The organism is Novipirellula rosea, assembly GCF_039541335.1.
Taxonomy (GTDB): Bacteria; Planctomycetota; Planctomycetia; order Pirellulales; family Pirellulaceae; genus Novipirellula; species Novipirellula rosea.
Genome location: NZ_BAABGA010000024.1, coordinates 111,729 through 132,174, shown reverse-complemented (window position 1 = coordinate 132,174; position 20,446 = coordinate 111,729). Strand labels below are relative to the sequence as shown.

The window sequence follows — 20,446 nt, the reverse complement described above, 5'->3', positions numbered from 1 at the left end:
TTCATCCTTGATAAGCTTGTTTCAGTTTCGCGATGTCCAGCTTCACCATTTGCATCATCGCTTGCATCACGCGTCGTGACTTTTCAGCGTCATCGCCGTTGACCAAGTCATAAAATTCTTCGGGTACAATTTGCCATCTCATGCCGAACTTGTCCTTGAGCCAACCACACATGATCGGCTCACCCCCATCGGCCGTAAGCGCATCCCAGTAGCGGTCGACTTCCGCTTGGTCTTTGCAAGTGACCGATAGCGAAACGCGATCATTGAACGGTTCGTTCGGACCGCCGCCAAGTGCCTGATAGGATTGACCTCTCAGTTCAAACTCAACGAGGATGACGTCGCCAGCCTTACCGCCTGGCCAATCGTCATGGGCGATCATCTTGTGCAGGATTCTCGAATCGTCGAACACCGACGTATAAAACTCCGCCGCCTGATCGGCGTTGTCGTTAAACCATAGGCAAGGTGTGATCGCTTGTCGCATTTTAGTTATTCCTTTTTGTTCTCGTTCGTTGTTTCGTGTCTTTCCATTCAGACGCAAGACTGTTCGCCGGGCACCATCACCATCCAGCCCACGCCAAACTTGTCTGTGACCATCCCATACAGCGGCGACCAGAACGTTTTGCTGAGCGGCATGTCGATTTTGCCACCCTCGGCGAGCGAATTAAACACGCCAGTGCAGCTATCTTCCGACGGAAGCGAAAGAGCCAGCCGGAATCCATCAAACGTTGATTTGTCATTGCACCCGTCGGAACACATCACAGTCAACTTTCCGATCTGGACGGTTGCGTGCATGACTTTGTTTTCAAATCCTTTTTGCAGCATGCCCTCGGGTGTGGCATCCGGACTCTCGTTGAAACGCATCAGCATCGCGACGGTTGCTCCGAGAGCGTGTTTGTAAAACTCAAGTGCTTCGTCACAGCGGCCTGCGAAAAACAGATACGGAGCAAGCGTGCTGTCCTGCATCGCGACGGAGGCCCGCAGTTTGTCTTCGTGCGCAGCAACCTTACCATCAGGATCGCTGGCTGCGAAATCATCCATTTCATAGAACTGGCGAATCTCGATATCCGATTCTTCTCTCATCGGATTGGGGCATCGCTTCACCCACTCGACCGCTTCGTCCATCGATGCGACTTCCCACAACCAGTAACCAGCGATCAACTCGGAGGTTTCTGCAAACGGACCATCGGTAACGATCCGCTCGTTGCCACGGAATCGCACTCGCAATCCCGTCGAACTCGGTTTCAGCCCGTCGCCGGATTTCATGATGCCGGCTTTGACGAGTTCCTCGTTGTATTTCCCCATTGCCTCGAGCAGTTCCGTGCTGGGTAACTCGCCCGCCTCCGAACTCGGTGACGCTTTTACGATGACCATGACTCTCATTGCTTCTAGCTCCTCATCTTGGCTAAGGTTATTTGGTTAACTGATTTCGCGCTTCGATCATCGCGTTGATTGTTTCGTCGGCAGGGCGAATCTCAAACGGCCCCACTTTGACTCCTGGATGCTTGGACATCAGCTCCACGGCGTGCGGCATATCGTCGGCTTTGTACTATGGAGTCGAATGGCGGATTCCAGAATCGACAGCCGATTGATGATTTTTCAAAGATTTTTGCGCGGGCATGACTCCGAATTCAAAACGCCCGCAATTTACGAAGTTTCTCTTGTAGAAAACGTTTCTCGGATGCCTGCTCGGTAAGCGCCATCGCTGTTTCAAACGCTTCGATCGCATCCGCGGTGCGACCGACTCGCCGAAGTAGCTCACCCCGAGCGGAATGGGCCAGCGAGTAGCCTAGCAGGTCACCGCGATCCAGAATCGTTTGAATGATCGTCAGCCCGGATTCGGCTCCATCTCGCATCGCCACGGCAACGGCTCGGTTGAGCTGGATGACCGACGTTGGTTCAATCCGAAATAGCACGTCGTAAAGCGATACGATCTGATCCCAATCCGTATCGTTGGCAGTCACGGCGTCAGCATGAACGGCCGAGATTGCTGCTTGGATCGTATAGAAACCAAACCGACGTGAAGCGAGCGACCGCTCGATCAACCGCTGGCCCTCGGCAATCAAGTCGCGGTCCCAGCGGCTCCGGTCCTGATCCTCGAGCAGGACGATGTCGCCATCAGGGGTTTGTCGTGTTTCGCGACGCGATTCATGAAGCAGCATCAGTGCCAACAGCCCCATCACTTCGGCGTCTTCCATCAATGGAAGCACGAGCCGGCACAGCCGAATCGCCTCACTCGACAAGTCGGCTCGCGTGATCGAATCACCACTCGACGCCGAGTAGCCTTCGTTGAAGATCAGATAGATCACCGACAGCACCGAATCAAGACGCTCGGGAAGTTCGGAGAGATCAGGAATGACAAACGGAATCGCTGCATCACGAATCTTCGCTTTGCCACGAACGATTCGCTGAGCCATTGTGGCCGGCGTTGTCAGGAACGCTCGAGCAATCTCGTCAGTAGTTAAACCACAAACTTCGCGAAGCGTCAGAGGAACTTGCACCTTCAAATCGATCGCGGGGTGACAGCAGGTGAAGATCAATCGCAATCGGTCATCTTTGATATCGGTTGCGGCATGCGAAGCATTTGCACCCGCGACCTGTTGCATTCGTTCGGCGATCTCGGTGCTGATCTGTTGAAGCTTTTCGCGTCGGCGAATCGTGTCAATCGCCTTGAATCGCCCGGTCGTGATGAGCCAAGCGACCGGATTCTCGGGTACCCCCTCGCCCGGCCATTGCGCTGCCGCCGATGCGAACGCCTCCTGCATCGCGTCTTCCGCCAAATCAAGATCACGTAGCGTACGCGCAAGCGAAGCGAAGATCTGTCGCGATGCTTCGTGGAAAATCTGTTCGATTTGTTGGTGAACCGGTTCAATCATCTGGATGATTTTCGCTGCGGCTCAACCGTTTGGGAAGAAGGGCGTTTGGGAAGAACGGCGTTTGGGAAGAACGGAACGACCACTTGAAAATTCCCGCCGGTCACAGATTGTTGCGCCGAATCGGGTTCGCCCTACCGAGTCAAGCTTTAGTAACCGGGCAATTCGCAGGAAGTCACGGATCAACCATTTGTTGTCGTTCGCCTGATTTCTAAACGTCAATTCCCGCCAATCTGGCGCCCAAACGCATACCCACAGCACCGGCGAGAAGATCGATGCCAATGACTGCCCATGCCGTCAGGGGGGTGTGTTAAGCTCGCGACTTTACGCAATTGGGGAACCGGAGGCCAGTCGGGCGGGTATGGCGAAGGAGATCGGTTTCTCGGTTGCGTGACGAGTGTGAAATTTTGTTCGCTTCGCCTTGGCATGAGTGTCGGCTGAGTGATGGGCATGATGGTGTAGAACGGAAGAATTCCTCAAAATTCGCAAATGGTGAGTCATAAAACACGTCGCTCGGATAAGTAAGTACGTGAGGAAGTTTTTTATGTGGAGAAATTTGTGGACGAGATAACCCGACAAGCGACCCGCCATTGGACTTTGGCCCAGCCAGCAGTCTCGGCGTTCATAGCCTCGGTCGTCCGTGATTTCCGCGATCGTGACGATGTGCTGCAGAACGTTGCCGTGGCGGTCGTTGAATCGTTCCACACCTACGATTCCGATTCGCCCTTCATCCCCTGGGCGATCGGAATCGCGCGGCGGCAGGTGGGGCTTTACTTGCGACGCCGGAGCCGAGATCCGCTGGTGTTTGATGACGACGCGGTCGCTTGCCTTGCCATCGCACTTCATGAAGAAGCACAAGAACGTTCGCACGCACTCGATTTCCTTCAGGACTGCCTTGGATCCCTGGATGGTCGCGCGAAAAAGTTGATTGGCCTGCGGTACCGAGACGACATGAAGCCAGCCGCGATTGCCACCGAAACTGACATGACGCCAAATTCAGTCGCAAAAGCACTGCAGCGACTTCGGGATCATCTCAGAGGGTGCATCGAACGCAAGTCACTGGAGGCGAGTGTTTAATGAGCGTTGATTATCAAGAACTGATCCACGGATACCTCGACGATTCACTTTCGAGTGAGCAGCAAGCTCAGTTGAATCAATGGATCAAGTCAGATCCAAAGCACGCCCGGCAGTTTGCTTCCTACATAATGCTGCATGATCGACTGCGTAACGAATTGGCCGCGTCGGAAAATGACGCGACGTACGTTGTGTTGCCCAACAAACCGCGATCGAGCGTGTGGGGACGATGGTCGTCGGGTCTAGCGTCGACCGCTTGTGCTGTATTGCTTGCCGTTGCGTTGTTGTGGCAAACCGCAGATGCTCCTTCGGCTTCGGCCGCGATCGCAGAATTAAATCGAATCATCGAGGCCAACGATTTGCCAATGGATCGTACGTTTATGATATCCGTTCTCGAAGCAGTGATTCCACCAAAACACCAAGATCCCAACTCACCCGAGCGTCGTCGTCCCCCCAAACCTTCTCTTGACGGCGCGGTGCTTGACGTTCGTGGTTCGAACCAGTTCGTTCTCACACGCAAGACCGCGCAAGGCGAATTCTTCATTACGGGCAGTAACGCAGCGATAAGCTGGGCCGTACGACCCGATGGGTCCGTTCGTTATAGCGATGACTTGAATAGGTTCGCTCGAGATCTGCCGGGGCACGAAGACGGATTGCCTATCAACAATCTGCACGATGGACTCGAAGCGTTGCGCACCGCTTATGACTTGGAATTGTTACCTCGGGAAGACTCCGAGCCAGCAGCCATGCGAGACAGTGAAATCTATCGACAGATGGTGGCCGTCAAGAAACCCGGTTTCCGTGGGGCGGCCCGAGTGGAAATCCGTTACGCCGAATCAAGTGGCAAGATTAGCGAGATGCGTTTTGAAGAGATGTCTTACGGCCCCCAGAAAATCACATTGACGATGACCGCTATCGAAGAGCGGAACCTGCCAGACAACCATTTCGACCATTCCCCCCATCACGGCCCCGAACAGGCCGTGGAATACGAGTAAAGAAAGATGAAACGTTTTCTCTGGACTGCGATCGCTGTCGCAGCATGCCTCGCCACAACACAACTGGCGTTCCAGGTGGGGGCGCAGCCTCCGGCCAATCAACGCCCAACTACCAATCGAATCGGCAAACCCAGTATCAGCGACACCGTGAAAGCGAATGTGTACGCCGACAACTGGTTCACCTTGTACATCAACGGCGAGCATGTCGCAGTCGACTCGATCAAGTTCATGCCGCACAACGTTGTCAGCGTCGATATTCTGCCAGCGTATCCGATGACGATTGCGGTCATGGCGAAAGACAATGCCGATTCGGAAACCGGCATGGAATACGCCAATACGAGCATTGGTGACGCAGGCTTCATCCTGAAGTTTGGCGACGGCACGGTGACCAATGCAGGCTGGAAAGCCAAATCATTTTCTCACGGACCGATCGACCATGACACCAAGAATCCCAAGGTCAGAAATCTGCCGATTCCAGAGAACTGGTACGCGATTGACTTCGATGACAAGTCATGGGGATTCGCCAAAGAGTATTCGCAACAGCAAGTTGGCCCGAAGGAACCTTTTTTTGCGCATGACTTCAGTGGGGCAAGTTTCATCTGGACCGATGACATCGAACTCGACAACACGGTGATCTTCCGTCATCGCGTTGCCGCAGCTCCCGATGGCAAATCTCGCCCCGATTTTTCAAACCTGAACAACATTGTTCCTGACTCCCCGCCAAGAAGGCCAAAGCGATGAATCTGAAAAACGCATATCAAACCGCACTTGGTGCATTCGACGATGGACGAACATGGGGTGGTTCTTGTAATGGAAAAAGAGACGACTCCCCTGCTGCAGGACTCGTCGCCTCGTCCACTACGAGAAGAATGGACCGAAGGATGCTGACGTGCTCGGTGTTTGCGATTGCAATGATGCTGGCGATCCCCAGCGTCCTTTTGGCCCACGAAGGTCACCATCATGGCGATTCAGAAGAAGCCAAAGGATTAAGGACCTGGACGCTCGGTGATGAAGGTGCCCACTTGCATGGCACGTTCGTCACCGCGTCCGGTGAGAGCGTTCAAATCCGTCGCGACGACAACCGGCTCGTCACCGTCAAAATTGAACGCCTGATCGCTTCTGACCGGGCGTGGATCGCAAGCCGGCTTGAAGCAATTGAGGCCCTCAACCAGCAGCGTCAGCTACGGTTTGTCATGCAGAATCGTCCGAATACAGAAACCAAGTCGAAGGAGAGAACCAACCCCATGCCATTGATCAACCAACACTTCGGGCCGTTTTCGAGCACGTTGAATCTGCGTTGGGATGATGAGTATTTTTATGTTGGTTCCAACGGAATGCCAGACCATCCGATGATGATCGGAATTCGTTCCTGGCAACAACAGGTTCCGATTCCTCAAAAGTACTTTGGTGACAACGCTTGGCGAATTCCTTTGAAGCCGGTTCCTGCGAAGCAGCCAATGTCAACGAAGGGCAACTTTCTGCGTGGTGCGATCGCACTGGCGGTCAACGGTGTCCCGATCTTCAATCCGCTGAACAATCGTGGCGACGATGCACTGTTGTTCGGTGAATTGGATGAGTACGGTGGTCACTGCGGGCGTGCGGATGATTATCACTACCACATCGCTCCGGTTCATCTCGAAAAGACAACGGGCAAAGACCAGCCGATTGCCTACGCCTTGGACGGCTATCCCATTTTCGGATACCAAGACGAGCAGGCGAGCGATTTTGCACCGCTTGATTCGTTGGGAGGCCATAAAGACGAGGCTGGTAACTATCACTATCACGCGACCAAGACTTACCCTTATCTGAATGGCGGATTCTATGGCGAAGTGACCGAGCGTGGTGGCCAGGTCGATCCGCAACCACGAGCCCAACCGATCCGCCCTGATTTGCGTCCCTTGCGTGATGCCAAGATTACTGATTTCACGCAGCCAAAGCCGGGAAGTTATCACCTCGTTTACGAAGTCCGCGGCCAGCAGGGGTCTGTTTCTTACACGCTTGCGGACGATGGCTCGGCTAAATTTACTTTCGTCGATACGAACGGTCGCAAGACGTCGGATACATACTCGCCGGGTGATTCCAAACGCAATGGATCGCCACCCCCGCGCGACGATCGCTCGCGCCGTGGTGGTCCGCCACCTCCACCGCCACGCGATGGAAACGATGATCGTCCACCTCGCGGCGGACCGGGCAGGTCGATCCACCGGTAGACCTATCCTCCGTGTCACGCACCACCGTTGCTGGTTTTGAAGTGATCAGCACTTCGGTTGACGAGAAACATTTTCTCTCGGTCGACTGCACTTGTGACGGTGCCGCGCAATCACCGGCGATCACTTGGAGCGGTGCTCCAGCAGAAACGAAGACCTTTGCGGTTAGCATTTGGCACACGGCTCCCGACCAGGAGAAATCCTACTGGGTTGTGTACAACATTCCGGCTAACGTCACGTCGCTGAAGCAAAACTCCCAAGGCGTCGGCAGCGTTGGAGCGAACGATAGAGGCAGTACCAACTACGATCCGATGTGCTCCAAAGGTCCTGGCTTAAAGAAGTATCACATCACCGTTTTTGCGCTCTCATCAAAACTCGAGGTCTCGCCGCGAGAGGCAACAAGAGCCAACCTACGAAAGGCAATGAAGAACGTCTTGCTTGGCGAATCGACGCTGGATGTTCTCTACGAACGTTAGCGAGCCGTGCGTATGACGAACTCGCGAAGGCTAACTCGTTACACTCGTCCATCATCGGTAGCCTGGGCCGCCTAATCTATGGTGTTAACGTCGGATATTAAGGGTGAGTTTTTCTTCCGGCCGATGTTGCGGTTACCTCTCCACCGACGAAGTTGACTGCTGATTTAGTAGCAAACGCACAGGCCGGAGGCCGACAGATAGACTGCCGTTGGCGTGAGCCAACGGTTTAGGGCGACTTGTCGCCGTAAGGCCGGAGGCCGACACACTGGCAGCAGATGTGTCGCCCTCCGGGCTATGTTTTCCCGCCTCTCCTGACCGGTAGCTTACGCTACCGGCAGAGGGTGTATCGGCCTCCGGCCTGCAATCAATGCGGTCCAGGCTAAGTCTCAGTCGGTCTCGCCACCCTCTACTCAGACAACTCTAGAAAACATGCAACACCTTGCTTCGAAACTCGCCTTGGTCACCGCCACGATTCTATACATCGCCCCCCAAAACCAATGCCGAGGACCCCAACATCGTCTTCATTCTTGTCGTCGATCAGCCCTGGGACGGCACCACCGTACCGATGATTCCCGGAAAGGACTTCAGCAAAAGTAGCCAGCTCCGCACTCCTAATATCGAGCAATTAGCCTCGCAGGGAATGACCTTTTCACAAGCCTACGCCGCCCACTGCATATGCGAGTGTTCGCGCGCCGCCATCCAGATGGGGCGAACTACCACTACGCTGAACGCCCCCGACAAAGGTTCGCGAAATTGGAGCGCCCCCGTCAGCCAATCACTCGCCCACTCCCTCAAGCGTGCCAACCCCGGTCCACCTCGCCGCCAACAGAGGAACAAATAGGTCGACGCAATTCAACCGACATCAAATTGCCCCGTCCCTGTTTTCCCCGTCTCGTTTATTACCCGTCCCGTTTATTCTCCTAACCAATTCCCCTTTTCGATATTGCATTGACAAGGCGTCAAAACGGTGTTCGGATGGGTCATGCAATATTCGGTTAAAGCACCTCGGCGAAGCTGCAAAACGTAGCCTAGGCTTCCAGCCTGGGGACGACATCGAACCCAGGCTGGAAGCCTAGGCTACGTCAAAGACCGTCGGAAAAATAACTGTCGTAGCTACGCTCGCCAGAGCGTGGATCCACCTCCTGGTGACGGTAGCTACGTAGCAACGACCGCCACTTAAACATCCGATGGGCCTTCGCGACGACTTGCAAAATCCAACCAGGGTATCGGACGCTGTTTTCTAGGACGCTAATTTTAATGTCGCTAATTCCAATGACGCTGAGCGTCAATTCGGCGGTGTTTACCAATAGCGAATGAAGATAAAGGATATGATGATTGCCAGGCAAAAGCTACTGAAATTTGCCATCGTCTTCGTAGGGCTTGGCTTGGTTTTCTACTTTGGTGGTCGCACACTGGAATCGTATCGTCAACTGCGATTTATCCAAGAACAGGGTTTTGATACCGGCGACGCGGACGTCGACGCCATTCACCCTTGGATGACGATCCGTTTTATTGCCGCAGCCTACGCGGTCCCCCGAGAGTACATCTACGCCGAGTTGGGTGTCAATGCAACCGAACGCCGTCGCAATATTGACGTCAAGCATCTGAACGAGGAACTCGGTTTGGGGCGTTCGGAGTCCGGTGATTACCCGGCCGTCATTGACCGGCTACGACAAATTATCCTGGCCTATCACGAAAATCCGGTAGCGACCGGTCTAAGCGACGTACGCCCTTGGATGACACTCGAGTACATCGCGAATAGCTCAGGGATCCCGATTACCACGATGGTGGACGAACTAGGGTTGGACAAGTTTGCTCTCCAGGAACCACCCTCAAGTGAATCGGGTAGCGACGATGAAGTTTACATCCACAAACCCTTGGATGAACTGGCTCACGAGCTGCGATATCCTCGTGGCCCACGCGGCCTGATTGAGGAGATCAAGGCCGTCATCACTCGACATGCACAGGAGGTGCAATGAGTCTGTCGCTTACCCCGCTGATTGAACAGATCCTCACCTGGATCGCAGCGTACGGCCTGCTCGCACTGGGTCTATCGATCTTTGCGGCCGCAGTCGGAGTTCCGCTGCCCAGCACTCTCTTTGTCATCGCGGCTGGGGCATTCGTGCGACAAGGTGTTTTGGATGTTGTCTTGACCCCGGTTTGCGTTCTTGCCTGTGTCGTACTCGGTGATGTGGTTTCGTATGGTATGGGCCGCTATGCCCGCATCGGCATCGAACGCCGTTTCGGGGGGCGACGCTCGTGGCGACGCGCGCGTTCAGCACTGCTGAATCGAGGTGGAGTCGCGATCTATCTCACTCGCTGGATGCTCACCGCGTTCGCAGTTCCCACCAACTTGGCAGCGGGAGGCGGTGGCTATCCCTTTGTCCGTTTTCTTGCCTTCGATGTGGCAGGCGAAGTGACGTGGATTCTCGTTTTCGGCGGACTGGGCTATGCCTTTGGTAGTCAATGGGAGGTGATCGGCAGTTTGGCCAGTGACTTTAGCGGCATGCTAGTTGGCATCGTGTTCGTATTAGCCGGCGTGTATTTCTTTGTAGGGCGACGATTTCCGACACAAGAACGTTTTGGAAAATGGACACGTAAAGATCAAAGCGAAGAACTCGACAGTCAAGAGTTGCAAGGCTGAGAGGCTCTCTACAGCCAGGTATGTCAAGCACTTGATTCTGGATCATGTTTCAGCCAGTTGCAACGTCGGCAAGTCGATGTCGATCTACCACTGCGAGAACACCACAGTACACGAGTTTTCGGGACCTGTCTTCATCCGGTGAGTCTTGGAGAACACTAATCAACGCTAATTGACACTAATGGGGAAGGAAGAAATTGGATGCGTGTCATCGTGTTCCTGTCCTCAATCCCCCAAATGTTTAATTGTTGGCAATTAGTGAAAATTAGTGTTCTTTGTTCTTGTTCCTGAACGGTAAGCTGTCGATCCCACGCGGGTTCAAACCTTGCTCGATGTCTGTGGTCGCTCGCGGCAGGAAGAGAGGAGCGGGGTCGTACAATGGAAACAGTGGTTCGACCTCCTGCCACTTTTCGACTTCCTTTTTCTGCTTGTCGATCGTGATCCGCAGAGGTCGGCGATGATGGGCGGCATGGACAAAATCCCCGCAATACGGCATGGACAGCACCACCCGCAGCTAACAACCTTTGATCGTGCTGACACCCTATAATTCAACGCTGTGAAGCATTTTCTCGTCGCTACCTTCGCCAGCAGGTGGTGATTCGTTTTGGGCGGCAACCATCCACGCTCTGGCGAGCGTAGCTACGGAACACAAGTGCCGTACTTTGCCGTCTCTAAATGCTTCACAGCATTACCTATAATTGCGTCTCGCAATCCCCGCCCATCCGTTGGTACTCCCTGCAATCCTTCAGGAAAATCATTCCCTCGGAATGATTTTCCCTGACCTGCTTTCCCCCCCAAGATCCACAAGCTAATGCGATTCAACCTTATCCTGCAAACTCTCCTCGCGGCCATCGCCATCCAACCTGCAGGAGCGGCGGATATCGTGGTTTACGGGGATTCGCCCTCTGCCGTCACCGCTGCGATCGAGGCCGCGGAGAACGGGAAGGATGTGTTGCTGGTCTCACCGGTTGAACACCTCGGTGGGATCATCGTCAATGGCCTCGGCAGCCAGGATGTGGACGCGCGAGCTGGCAATGCGGCGCCGATCGGCGGGCTCACGAATGAGTTTTTCATCCGTATCGCGAAAGCTTACAATCCCAAAGCCAAGTCGCCGAGATACAACTTCCGCTCCTCGGTCGCAGAGCAGGCTATCGACGACTGGCTCGCAGAGAAGAAAGTGCGAGTGTTACGTGGGAAACGCATTTCTGAAGCGAAGGGCGCAGTGATGAAGGAGGGCGGGCGGATCACCGGATTCACATGTGAAGACGGGACGACGGTGCACGGGAAAGTCTTCATCGACGGTACCATCGAGGGTGATCTCATGGCGTTCTCCGGAGTCAGCTACGCATGGGGCAGAGAAGGGAACGCCAAATACGGGGAGACCGTCAGCGGCGTGATCAACCCGACACATGAACAGCAGTTTCACGTAAAGGTCGATCCCTACAAGATCCCCGGAGACGCCTCCTCTGGCACAATTTATGGAGTGCAAAACGAAGCCGTCGGCACTCATGGGGATGCGGACAAGAGCGCAATGGGCTTCTGCCTCCGCCTGCCGCTCACGAAAGACTCGGCAAACAAAATCACCATCACGGCTCCGGAAGGTTACAAGGCTTCCGATTACGAGATCTACCGCCGCTTTTTCGCCGCTGGAGGCATCAATGACTGGCTTGATGGTCCAGGCACTGTCTCGGAAAACCCTCGAGCTCGCCTCAACGATCTAGGCAGCTGGCACGAGCTTTCCGCGAATTTCTACGGCCGCAACCACGGCTACCCCGATGGCACCTACGCCCAGCGCAAAGCGATCTACGATGAACACCGCAGATACACGCAGGGTCTGATCCACTTCCTTTCCACCGATCCAGCTGTCCCGCCTAAGATTCGCAGTGAATGGTCGCTATGGGGCCTCTGCAAGGACGAGTACACCGACAACGGGGGCTGGCCGAGGATGCTGTATCTGCGCAGTACGCGGCGAATGATCTCCGACTATGTCATCACGGAGGCAGATGTGATCGCTCGCCCGAGAAAAGGCCAATCAGGCAAGACCCTCCAGCCTGCCCCGCCGGTCGAAGACCCTGTCGGGATCGCCTGGTGGTTTGTCGACCTGCACGCAGCGCGGACCGTGATCAAGGACGGACAGGTTTACAATGAAGGTGCTTTCATCAACTACCAAAACTACGCTCCGTTCGGCATTCCCTACCGCTCCATCACCCCCAAAAGAACCGAATGCACCAATCTGCTCGTCCCCTCCGCCCTTTCCGCAAGTTATGCGGGATACGGAGCTATCCGGCTGGAATGGACCTACATGATCCTCGGCCAATCCGCAGGAGCTGCAGCCGTCCTTGCTCTGGAGGAGGACATTCCCGTGCAGGATGTGGCGTACGCGGAACTCGCAGAGCGTCTTACCGCACGAGGCCAGAAGCTATCCCCGCCCGCCGCCACAAAACTGTCGGGAATCATCGTCGATGATCATGATGCACAGGTGACCGGCCAGTGGCTGCCTAGCAGCTTTTCCCCAGGCTTCCATGGAGACGGGTATCTCCACGACAACGCGGTGGGAAAGGGTTCCAATTCCATCCGTTACACGCCCGATATTCCGACGGCCGGCGAATACGATGTTTACACCATCTGGAGCAGCAACCCTTCTCGTGCGAAAAATGTCCCCGTGACAATCACCCATGAAGGAGGCACAGAGAAGATCTGGCTGAACCAGCAGCAGGGCGGATACCACTGGAAACTCATCGGCAGCTGGAGATTTTCAAAAGGAACAGCGGGAAACGTCCTTTTTGAAACCAAGGGCACCGAGGGATACGTCATCGCGGATGCGGTTCGCTTCGTGAAAAAAAACAAACCTTAGAACGCGGAAAAAAGTGTCAGGACGTAGCTGACATGTTTGTTTCGCGCACCAGTTAGCGGGTAACAAAGTGACCTGATTGGTTTCAAATGCCCCCAATCCCTTCGATTTTGCTGAAAGCGATAAAGAAGGAGTCTGGCATGGCATTTGCGTTTTGAATTCACTTAATGCTTTCGCATCGAGGCAATCGTTCCTCTATAAACTGTTCCGTTCATCCAATCCAAGAACTCACTTATGACCGCCATCCACGCTTATGCCGCGACCAAGCCCGGCGGACCGTTTGAACCTTTCGATTATGACGCCGGGGAAGTTGGACCGGATGATGTCGAAATCAAGGTCGAATCCTGCGGTATTTGCCACAGCGATCTCTCGATGCTCGATAACGAATGGCAGATCACGCAGTTCCCCTTCGTCGGTGGTCACGAAGTCGTCGGTCATGTCGTGGCATTAGGCCAGCATGCACTGGGGTTGGCCGAAGGTGACCTGGTGGGTTTAGGGTGGACTAGTCGCAGTTGCATGCACTGTGACGAATGCTTGTCTGGCAATCAAAACCTTTGTGTCTCTGTCCAAGGCACCATCACGCATCAACACGGCGGGTTTGCCGATCGGGTGCGTTGCCATTGGGGCTGGGCAACAAGGATTCCCGAAGGCGTCGACCCCGCATCGGCGGGTCCGTTGTTGTGTGGCGGCGTGACGGTGTTCAGTCCGCTGGTACAACACAATCTGTCGCCGACTGCCAAAGTCGCCGTTGTCGGCATCGGCGGTTTGGGGCACATGGCGCTTCAGTTTTGCCGTGCTTGGGGATGCGAAGTGACTGCAATCTCGCGCGGACGCAGCAAAGAGGACGAGGCACGTAAACTGGGTGCAAACCACTTTGTTGCGACCGAGGAAGATGCCAACCTGAAAAACGTGAATGGAAAATTTGATTTAATATTGAACACGACTGACGCAGCATTGCCTTGGGATGCCTACATCGCCGCGCTCGCACCACGCGGAGTACTACATACGGTCGGCGCGGCGGACAAAGTTGAAGCGTCGGTACCTCCAATGATTGCGGGGCAGAAATCGTTTTCGTCGTCGCCTATCGGCAGCATTGTTGCGACACGAACGATGTTGGACTTCGCAGCCCGTCACAAAATCGCGCCGATGACGGAAGTCCATGCAATGAGCGACATTAACGAAGCGTTTGAAGAGCTCCGCAACGGATCTCCCCGATATCGGTTAGTGCTGATGGCGTAGCCGATGTTGCCAAGCTGAGGCAACCACACCGCCGGTGGGAAACCGATTTCGGCGACATGGAGCGAGCACGTCAATGCCGCAGCGACTCGCATTTGAGTTGGGCGTCCTTTGATCGACCAAACCTCTAACATCACGAACCGAGTCACCTCCATTGCCGCTGGCGGACGTACTGCACACAAACGCTCGGATCGCTGATAAAATGTCAGTAGACTGATTCAGCTCGATTGTTGCTGGGAAGTGAGCCATCCGTATCTCAGATTGGAAGCCGATGAAGTTCTCCCTCACTTATATCGTTCTGCAAATTGCCCTGCTCCTGACGGTGTCGGCAACGCCTCTCGTTGCCGATGGCGAATTACCGGCCTTTCCCGGCGCCGAAGGGTTTGGCGCGGAAACGCCCGGCGGCCGGGGCGGTCAAGTCATTGAAGTGACTACTCTCGACGATGATGGTCCCGGCAGTTTCCGCGCCGCTTGCGAGGCGAAGGGCCCCCGGATCGTCGTTTTTCGAACCGGTGGAATGATCGAGGTTCATTCACCCATCGTCATCCTCGAGCCATTCATCACGATCGCAGGGCAAACGGCGCCGGGAGACGGGATCACCCTGAAGGCAGCACCGGAAATGCGTCGGACGGTCGTGCAAGTCGCCAGCCATGACGTCGTCATTCGCGGTCTGCGGGTTCGCCGCGGTCCATCCGGCGAGAAGACCGTCAGCGGCGATGCGATCAGCATTCACAATCAGGATGCGGCTCCCCAGCGTATTGTCATCGACCACTGCTCGATCAGTTGGGGGACGGACGAAAATCTGGATGCTTGGTATTCCGCCAGCGACATCACGATCCAGTGGTGCGTCATTTCCGAGGCGCTGGAAAACAGCAGCCACCCCAAGGGACCGCACAGCAAGGGGACCCTGATGGGGTCGGACGTCAGGCGGGTTTCCTATCACCACAATCTGCTGGCCCACAACGTCGCCCGCAATCCCCAGTTTTCCAACGACGAGGGCCCCGACCACATCATCAATAATGTGATATACAACTGGAAATATTTCGGCAGCCAGTTCTCGACGCCTGAAAAGCAGGCCCCGAAGGTGAACCTCATCGGCAACACCTACCAGGCCGGTCCGGACACCCGCAAGGTGCGCTACGAAGTGCAGCTCAGTAATTACCCGAAGCAACCTTTGTTTTACGTCCGCGACAACGTGGGCCCCCATCGCCCGGACGGCACCGCCGACGAGTGGGCCTTGATCGGCGACGCTTCACCCGCGTTGGGGAAAGACCAAATGATCGTGCCCGCGGCGAAGGAGATTCAGCGCCAGAAACCGTGGCCCGCCTCGCCCATTCCCGTCACGATCAATCCGGCCGGACAGGCTTACGAACTCGTGCTCGATCAGGCCGGGGTGACGGTGCCCCGGCGGGACGCCGTCGACCAACGGGTCATCGCCGACGTGCAGAGCACGACCGGACGATGTATCGACGATCCGTCAGATGTGGGCGGCTGGCCGAAGCTCGATCCCGGCACTCCTCCTGCCGATGCCGACCACGACGGCATGCCGGACCAGTGGGAGAAGGAGCACGGTCTCGATCCCAACAATGCCAACGATCGAAACGGCAAGGTGGCCAGCGGCTACACTCGGATTGAGGAGTATCTCAATTCCCTTTTCCGCCCGGGAACCAATCAAGGAACGATCAGGACGCCGTGAAGTTCGGTGTCGGGCTGGCGGGCGAGGCTGACCATTGGCGACGACGCCTGGAAGGGTACCACGTTAGGTGCCACCCAGCAAATTTTGATTGGTAACCGGCACGATGGAATTGCCCACGAAAAGTTGACAGGGGATCGGCAGATGTCAGACGACTCTGACAGGAGAACCGATTCATGGTTAAGCGTAGAACAATCAGCCGAGAGTTCAAGTTCGCGGCGGTCGAGAAAGTCGCTAAGCAAGGCTTGTCCTATGCCGCGTTCGGATGTTTGAAGGGTGAAGTGTAAAAGTTTAGAGATCGCGGCTCATGAAGGTTGCATCGCCAGTGTAGGAATCGTTGATCGTGGCTTGCTTGGATGGGATGAAGCCCATTTTCGTCCAGAAACTAGCAGCTTGTTGGACAGCGACCAGCGACATTGATCGGAAGCCTTCTGTGCAGGCGACCTTTGTGAGCTGGCTGAACAATGCTTGCGCCACGCCGCGACCGGCGGATGCTTTTTGTACGGCGAGGTCGTGTACGAAGAGATTGTCCGTTGATATCGACGACGATGGTTCAGCGGTACCGAGCACTGCAGTTCGGTTTGGTGGATACGGGTGGGCAAGGAGGTACGCAATGACTTCGGATTCTTGATCCACAGCGACAAAGCTCGTGCCGGGACCGCGAATTGCCTTGGAACGCATCACGGCTTCGGACTCGGGGGTGAACTCGTAATAGACTTCGCTTTGGATACGCAGGATCGCCGGCCAGTCGGCTTCGATGATCGTTCGGCAGTGGTGTGGGTGCTTGGTCATGCACAGATTAGGGACGGCATCTTGCTGAGATTCAAGGTGTCGAGTATTCCAAACGGCAGTTTTGAGTTGGATCGATCGAAAATTGCGGAGACGATGTGAATGGGGCCAGTGTTTTGGAAGACGGCTGCGTTATTGGTGTTGTCCAATGTGTTCATGACATTCGCGTGGTATGCGCACTTGAAGAATCTGGATGGGCGACCTTGGCTGATTGCGGTACTCGTCAGCTGGGGGATCGCGTTCTTTGAGTATTTGATCCAGGTGCCGGCGAACCGGATCGGTTACACACAATTGAACCTCGGTCAATTGAAGATCCTGCAAGAGGTCATCACGCTGTGCGTCTTCGTGCCGTTCGCGGTATTTTATATGCAGCAACCACTGAAGTTCGACTACTTGTGGGCGGCGATGTGCATCATGGGCGCCGTGTACTTCGTCTTCCGATCGGCAACTTGATGTCGGCCCTTTCTCTCTCTGGCGATCATTGAAGTCGTATCTATCTACTGTCCAATATTTCCCCGCGTTTAAGAAGGTCTCATTGGAGTGCGTTCGATAGTCGCCGCGAACCGTTGCCAAGGAACAAGTCTTCGCGTTCCAGATCGCCGGAATGCTTCTTTCCTCAAGGAGTAAAAAGGTGTCAGAGTAAAAAGGTGTCAGGACTCTTTTTAGGTTGCGTGACGGAGGTGTCCGTCGCTTTTTGGGGAACCGATGACGTTCGATCGATTGACGTCGATCGAATCCTCGTGGGTCGGCGGCGTGCACACTTTTAGGCACCATGCGTCCGCCTTTACCAAAAAGCGATTTTATATTGATCGTTGGGACGTCCTAAGGCAACAATCATTTTGATGCTTCCCGGCCGAACAAGGATGACGCTCGCATTTTTGTTTTTGAAGCAGCGGAAAACCGCCCTCTGGCCAGCGGCATGCCCTAGGCGAGAATAAGCTTGACGCTAGTTCACAGTTGGAGCAGAATTACGCGAGAGCCAGACCGCCCCAAAGAGGGGACACAGCGTGAGAACAAGTCGAAAGATCGGTGAAAACACCCCAAAACGACTTATTCTCACCCTGACCTACCATAGAAACATAAGTTCGCCAATGTGCCAAACGTAACACACTCACCCCCAAAACATTTAGTGGAAAGCCCTATTGTGAACGACGCTGAATCGACTACCCAATCTAAGTTTCTTCCGTTTTGGGCAACCGCACAATATGGTGGCGGTGTGATGCAGGGAATGGGCGTCGCCTGTGCATCACTATTTCTGATCAATTCGATATCTTCTGATTACTTGGAACGGTATGGGAGTGGTATTGGTATTATGGGTTTCGTTTTGATCGTTGTCGGCGGTCTGCGTGCGAGGAAAACCGCGTCTTGACGTGATATGTGTGTTTCGTTGACCGAGTTTTTGCACCAACGCCGAGCAACGCCGAGCCATGCGTTGGGCGCGGAGCCGACGATCGCGTTTTTGTTGATTGGCGGCGGCCCGGTCAACGCCGCCGCTACCCGACTGAATCGCTCAAACCCCTTCACTATGTGGCCGCTCGATTAGCCACTTGGTGTAATCGTGAAACGTCACCCGGTGATTCATCGATATGTGAGCTTGTATCGCGACGAGAATGAAATGCGCCCTAGTCCATACAAACCGCCAAACGCTCTGGAATCAGAAGGGGCTCAGCATGGTCGCTCGGCACATCGACTGCCTGTCGCTATCACGCTTGCGTTTGTCACCATTTGCGGTGCTGCGATGTCTGTCACGTTTACTATTGATCCCATCATTGTGATGCTGATTGCAATGGGATGGGTGTGGGTATGTTGGCCAGTGCTAAAACGACTCGCGAGATAGGCGTAAGAACGGCGGGCAACCAGTGTCAATCGGGATAGAGGGCCGGATTGCAAAACGGGGAACGTGAGAAGTGAGAACCGCAGATGAACTCAGATTCACGCAGATGCGCCAGCAGGTAATCTGTGTTCATCGGCGTCCATCTGTGGTTTCATTCGTTGCCAGTTTTTTTGTGCGGTGAAGATGGTTGTACTGTGCGCAGGCCTTGCGAAGAACGAGGATTTGGATCGCGTCAATGTTGCCCCGCTTGATCGCACGATCGGATACCGTGGCTAAGCCTGTTGTCGAGTACAATGTCGGAGACGAGTACGAGTACCGCGATGCTGAGCACGAGTACAAGTACGAAGCAAGATGGAAGCAAGAACTGAACCGTGCACCCGAGTGCAGTTTGTGAGGTTCAACGGATGGAAATCAAATCGTCCGTCCCAGGTGATCGCCGCCGTACCCAGACTGGAAATTAGTATTCGATGAACTGGACTTGGTGGTGTAATGTGGTCTGGCGGATGAAGGGCGAGGATGTTTTTATGCTGCAACTGTGACGAGTGTCGGATTGCAAAACGAGGAACTTAAAAAGTGGGAACCGCAGATGAACTCAGATTCACGCAGATGCGTCAGGAGGTAATCTGTGTCCATAGGCGTTCCTCTGTGGTTTCATTCATTGCCATTTTTCTTGCTCAGTGAAGATGGCTGCACTGTGCGCAGGCAGCGCGAAGTACGAGGATTTGGATCGCGCCAATCGACTTGCTACAATCATCGGGCGGCCGGCGGTAAAACATCGAGGAACAATACGGTGCACCCAAATCGCCGGCGTGATCGTCTCGTGAACACAAACTAAAATGGCGGCGACGGGGTGATCGCCAACGTTATCTGACTGAAGACATTGTATGGGTGGTTCTAAATCCAAAACAAAATTTGACGGAACTCGGTGGGACGACAACTTCGAAACATTTGTCGCGACGCGCACGTACGAGGGAACCAGCATCGAATTTAATTTCGATACGCTGCAGACAAGATCCGACGAACTGCTGGCAAAACTAACCCCCGCAGCTCACCGCATCTGGATGGCACACAAATCCTGGTTCAAGAAGTTTCGAGATTATGTGGCGACGGATCGTCTCTCGCAGTTCAATACGCTGCTAAGCCAGGAAGACCCACCACTGACAATAACTGCCAAGCAGATTCGCGATTCCTTGGTTTGTCCCTACATGATTACGATTCGCCCAGCTGACGACTTTGATCATTTACGTCTCGACTTTCGCGGCGGCGGGGGCGACTGGGGCGGCAACGACCAGCGACTCTCGGACTACCATGTGGAGGCATCCGCAACGCTGGATGGCGGTTTCGATGACGCAACGATTTACACATACTAGTTAGCGGGTCACCAGCGACTGCACCAGCGGACCGGTGGTCAGTTTCCACGAACGGATGCTCAACTCCCGGTCCCCGCTGATCTGCGTCGTTGCCCCCGTCAATGCTCCACACACCAAACGATCCTAATGACATTTTTGGCGAAAGTCATCAACAGTATGAAGCGGAGCATGGTTTGAATATCTTCAATTCAATGGACGTTTGCTGTCATATAATTTTAAAAAAAACGACTGACGAAAAATCCAAATCCTGAGTGTGCTAAGTGTTTTTCAAATTTTGTTATCCATGTTTTTTTATCTTGATCACGGCGATCACGTATTCATTCGCGAATGCGCAACCTAACGCGTACAGCAGAACGGTGCCACCGTTGTCGCCGAGCAACACGCCCACTGGGGGTTACGCCAGTTCTTCG

General features: G+C 54.6%; 20 protein-coding genes. 15 read left to right on the top strand and 5 right to left on the bottom strand.

The genetic code is table 11. The features are described 5' to 3' along the window. Position 1 precedes the first annotated feature (1 nt). The 3 genes from ABD971_RS09690 to ABD971_RS09680 form a co-directional block, all read right to left on the bottom strand. Entirely contained in the window at positions 2 to 481 is a 480-nt protein-coding gene (locus tag ABD971_RS09690) for a VOC family protein (protein ID WP_345321556.1), read from the bottom strand. 47 nt (positions 482 to 528) lie between these two features. Further along, the gene (locus tag ABD971_RS09685) at positions 529 to 1,380 is read right to left on the bottom strand and encodes a YciI family protein (RefSeq protein ID WP_345321554.1); all 852 of its coding nucleotides are present in this window, start codon (positions 1,378 to 1,380) and stop codon (positions 529 to 531) included. A 248-nt stretch (positions 1,381 to 1,628) separates the two neighbouring features. Beyond that, positions 1,629 to 2,879 carry an RNA polymerase sigma factor gene (locus ABD971_RS09680; RefSeq protein ID WP_425571278.1) on the bottom strand — a complete coding sequence of 417 codons (1,251 nt, stop codon included), beginning with the start codon at positions 2,877 to 2,879 and terminating at the stop codon, positions 1,629 to 1,631. A gap of 549 nt (positions 2,880 to 3,428) precedes the next feature. On the opposite strand from ABD971_RS09680, the gene ABD971_RS09675 reads away from it, so the two are divergent. From ABD971_RS09675 to ABD971_RS09640, 8 genes are all read left to right on the top strand, one after another. After that, positions 3,429 to 3,947, top strand: a complete 519-nt coding sequence (locus ABD971_RS09675) for a sigma-70 family RNA polymerase sigma factor (protein WP_345321550.1) — start codon at positions 3,429 to 3,431, stop codon at positions 3,945 to 3,947. Beyond that, positions 3,947 to 4,939 (top strand): anti-sigma factor family protein, encoded by a 993-nt coding sequence (locus ABD971_RS09670; RefSeq protein WP_345321548.1) that lies wholly within the window; start codon positions 3,947 to 3,949, stop codon positions 4,937 to 4,939. Before ABD971_RS09675 ends, ABD971_RS09670 begins: the two co-directional genes overlap by 1 nt. Positions 4,940 to 4,945: 6 nt before the next feature. Next, complete coding sequence (locus ABD971_RS09665) at positions 4,946 to 5,680, top strand: hypothetical protein (protein WP_339940551.1); 735 nt, start codon at positions 4,946 to 4,948, stop codon at positions 5,678 to 5,680. 140 nt (positions 5,681 to 5,820) lie between these two features. Beyond that, complete coding sequence (locus ABD971_RS09660) at positions 5,821 to 7,149, top strand: YHYH protein (protein WP_425571277.1); 1,329 nt, start codon at positions 5,821 to 5,823, stop codon at positions 7,147 to 7,149. An 11-nt stretch (positions 7,150 to 7,160) separates the two neighbouring features. Beyond that, complete coding sequence (locus ABD971_RS09655) at positions 7,161 to 7,622, top strand: YbhB/YbcL family Raf kinase inhibitor-like protein (RefSeq protein ID WP_345321546.1); 462 nt, start codon at positions 7,161 to 7,163, stop codon at positions 7,620 to 7,622. A 439-nt stretch (positions 7,623 to 8,061) separates the two neighbouring features. Further along, a complete protein-coding gene (locus tag ABD971_RS09650) occupies positions 8,062 to 8,463 on the top strand; it encodes a sulfatase-like hydrolase/transferase (RefSeq protein WP_345321544.1) in 402 nt (133 codons plus the stop codon). A 490-nt stretch (positions 8,464 to 8,953) separates the two neighbouring features. Beyond that, a complete protein-coding gene (locus tag ABD971_RS09645) occupies positions 8,954 to 9,601 on the top strand; it encodes a hypothetical protein (RefSeq protein ID WP_345321542.1) in 648 nt (215 codons plus the stop codon). Beyond that, positions 9,598 to 10,266, top strand: a complete 669-nt coding sequence (locus ABD971_RS09640; protein WP_345321540.1) for a DedA family protein — start codon at positions 9,598 to 9,600, stop codon at positions 10,264 to 10,266. The genes ABD971_RS09645 and ABD971_RS09640 overlap by 4 nt, the downstream gene beginning before the upstream one ends. A gap of 262 nt (positions 10,267 to 10,528) precedes the next feature. Here the strand turns inward: ABD971_RS09640 and ABD971_RS09635 are convergent, their stop codons facing one another. Further along, positions 10,529 to 10,759 (bottom strand): hypothetical protein, encoded by a 231-nt coding sequence (locus ABD971_RS09635; protein ID WP_345321539.1) that lies wholly within the window; start codon positions 10,757 to 10,759, stop codon positions 10,529 to 10,531. 315 nt (positions 10,760 to 11,074) lie between these two features. Between ABD971_RS09635 and ABD971_RS09630 the strand changes: the two genes are divergently transcribed. The 3 genes from ABD971_RS09630 to ABD971_RS09620 all read left to right on the top strand — a co-directional run bounded on the left by ABD971_RS09630 (position 11,075) and on the right by ABD971_RS09620 (position 16,046). Beyond that, on the top strand, positions 11,075 to 13,117 hold the full coding sequence (locus ABD971_RS09630) for an FAD-dependent oxidoreductase (RefSeq protein WP_345321537.1): 2,043 nt from the start codon (positions 11,075 to 11,077) through the stop codon (positions 13,115 to 13,117). Positions 13,118 to 13,348: 231 nt separating this feature from the next. Beyond that, positions 13,349 to 14,353, top strand: a complete 1,005-nt coding sequence (gene ahr / locus ABD971_RS09625) for an NADPH-dependent aldehyde reductase Ahr (RefSeq protein WP_345321535.1) — start codon at positions 13,349 to 13,351, stop codon at positions 14,351 to 14,353. Between the two features lie 268 nt (positions 14,354 to 14,621). Then, on the top strand, positions 14,622 to 16,046 hold the full coding sequence (locus ABD971_RS09620) for a pectate lyase family protein (protein ID WP_345321533.1): 1,425 nt from the start codon (positions 14,622 to 14,624) through the stop codon (positions 16,044 to 16,046). A gap of 288 nt (positions 16,047 to 16,334) precedes the next feature. Here the strand turns inward: ABD971_RS09620 and ABD971_RS09615 are convergent, their stop codons facing one another. Continuing rightward, entirely contained in the window at positions 16,335 to 16,835 is a 501-nt protein-coding gene (locus tag ABD971_RS09615; RefSeq protein ID WP_345321532.1) for a GNAT family N-acetyltransferase, read from the bottom strand. A gap of 99 nt (positions 16,836 to 16,934) precedes the next feature. Between ABD971_RS09615 and ABD971_RS09610 the strand changes: the two genes are divergently transcribed. From ABD971_RS09610 to ABD971_RS09595, 4 genes are all read left to right on the top strand, one after another. Beyond that, positions 16,935 to 17,285 carry a DMT family protein gene (locus ABD971_RS09610; protein WP_345321531.1) on the top strand — a complete coding sequence of 117 codons (351 nt, stop codon included), beginning with the start codon at positions 16,935 to 16,937 and terminating at the stop codon, positions 17,283 to 17,285. Positions 17,286 to 17,976: 691 nt separating this feature from the next. Continuing rightward, complete coding sequence (locus ABD971_RS09605) at positions 17,977 to 18,201, top strand: hypothetical protein (protein ID WP_345321530.1); 225 nt, start codon at positions 17,977 to 17,979, stop codon at positions 18,199 to 18,201. Between the two features lie 733 nt (positions 18,202 to 18,934). Further along, the gene (locus ABD971_RS09600) at positions 18,935 to 19,060 is read left to right on the top strand and encodes a hypothetical protein (RefSeq protein WP_339942458.1); all 126 of its coding nucleotides are present in this window, start codon (positions 18,935 to 18,937) and stop codon (positions 19,058 to 19,060) included. 490 nt (positions 19,061 to 19,550) lie between these two features. Beyond that, entirely contained in the window at positions 19,551 to 20,036 is a 486-nt protein-coding gene (locus tag ABD971_RS09595) for a hypothetical protein (RefSeq protein WP_345321526.1), read from the top strand. Positions 20,037 to 20,446 lie beyond the last annotated feature (410 nt).

Bases quoted from the DNA above. Each gene is read 5' to 3' on its own strand.
- ABD971_RS09645 (WP_345321542.1), top strand. From the start codon at position 8,954: ATGATTGCCAGGCAAAAGCTACTGAAATTTGCCATCGTCTTCGTAGGG.
- ABD971_RS09630 (WP_345321537.1), top strand. From the start codon at position 11,075: ATGCGATTCAACCTTATCCTGCAAACTCTCCTCGCGGCCATCGCCATC.
- ABD971_RS09670 (WP_345321548.1), top strand. From the start codon at position 3,947: ATGAGCGTTGATTATCAAGAACTGATCCACGGATACCTCGACGATTCA.
- ABD971_RS09610 (WP_345321531.1), top strand. From the start codon at position 16,935: ATGGGGCCAGTGTTTTGGAAGACGGCTGCGTTATTGGTGTTGTCCAAT.
- ABD971_RS09690 (WP_345321556.1), bottom strand. From the start codon at position 481: ATGCGACAAGCGATCACACCTTGCCTATGGTTTAACGACAACGCCGAT.
- ABD971_RS09665 (WP_339940551.1), top strand. From the start codon at position 4,946: ATGAAACGTTTTCTCTGGACTGCGATCGCTGTCGCAGCATGCCTCGCC.
- ABD971_RS09635 (WP_345321539.1), bottom strand. From the start codon at position 10,759: ATGCCGTATTGCGGGGATTTTGTCCATGCCGCCCATCATCGCCGACCT.
- ABD971_RS09595 (WP_345321526.1), top strand. From the start codon at position 19,551: ATGGGTGGTTCTAAATCCAAAACAAAATTTGACGGAACTCGGTGGGAC.
- ABD971_RS09615 (WP_345321532.1), bottom strand. From the start codon at position 16,835: ATGACCAAGCACCCACACCACTGCCGAACGATCATCGAAGCCGACTGG.
- ABD971_RS09640 (WP_345321540.1), top strand. From the start codon at position 9,598: ATGAGTCTGTCGCTTACCCCGCTGATTGAACAGATCCTCACCTGGATC.
- ABD971_RS09685 (WP_345321554.1), bottom strand. From the start codon at position 1,380: ATGAGAGTCATGGTCATCGTAAAAGCGTCACCGAGTTCGGAGGCGGGC.
- ABD971_RS09620 (WP_345321533.1), top strand. From the start codon at position 14,622: ATGAAGTTCTCCCTCACTTATATCGTTCTGCAAATTGCCCTGCTCCTG.
- ABD971_RS09660 (WP_425571277.1), top strand. From the start codon at position 5,821: ATGCTGACGTGCTCGGTGTTTGCGATTGCAATGATGCTGGCGATCCCC.
- ahr (WP_345321535.1), top strand. From the start codon at position 13,349: ATGACCGCCATCCACGCTTATGCCGCGACCAAGCCCGGCGGACCGTTT.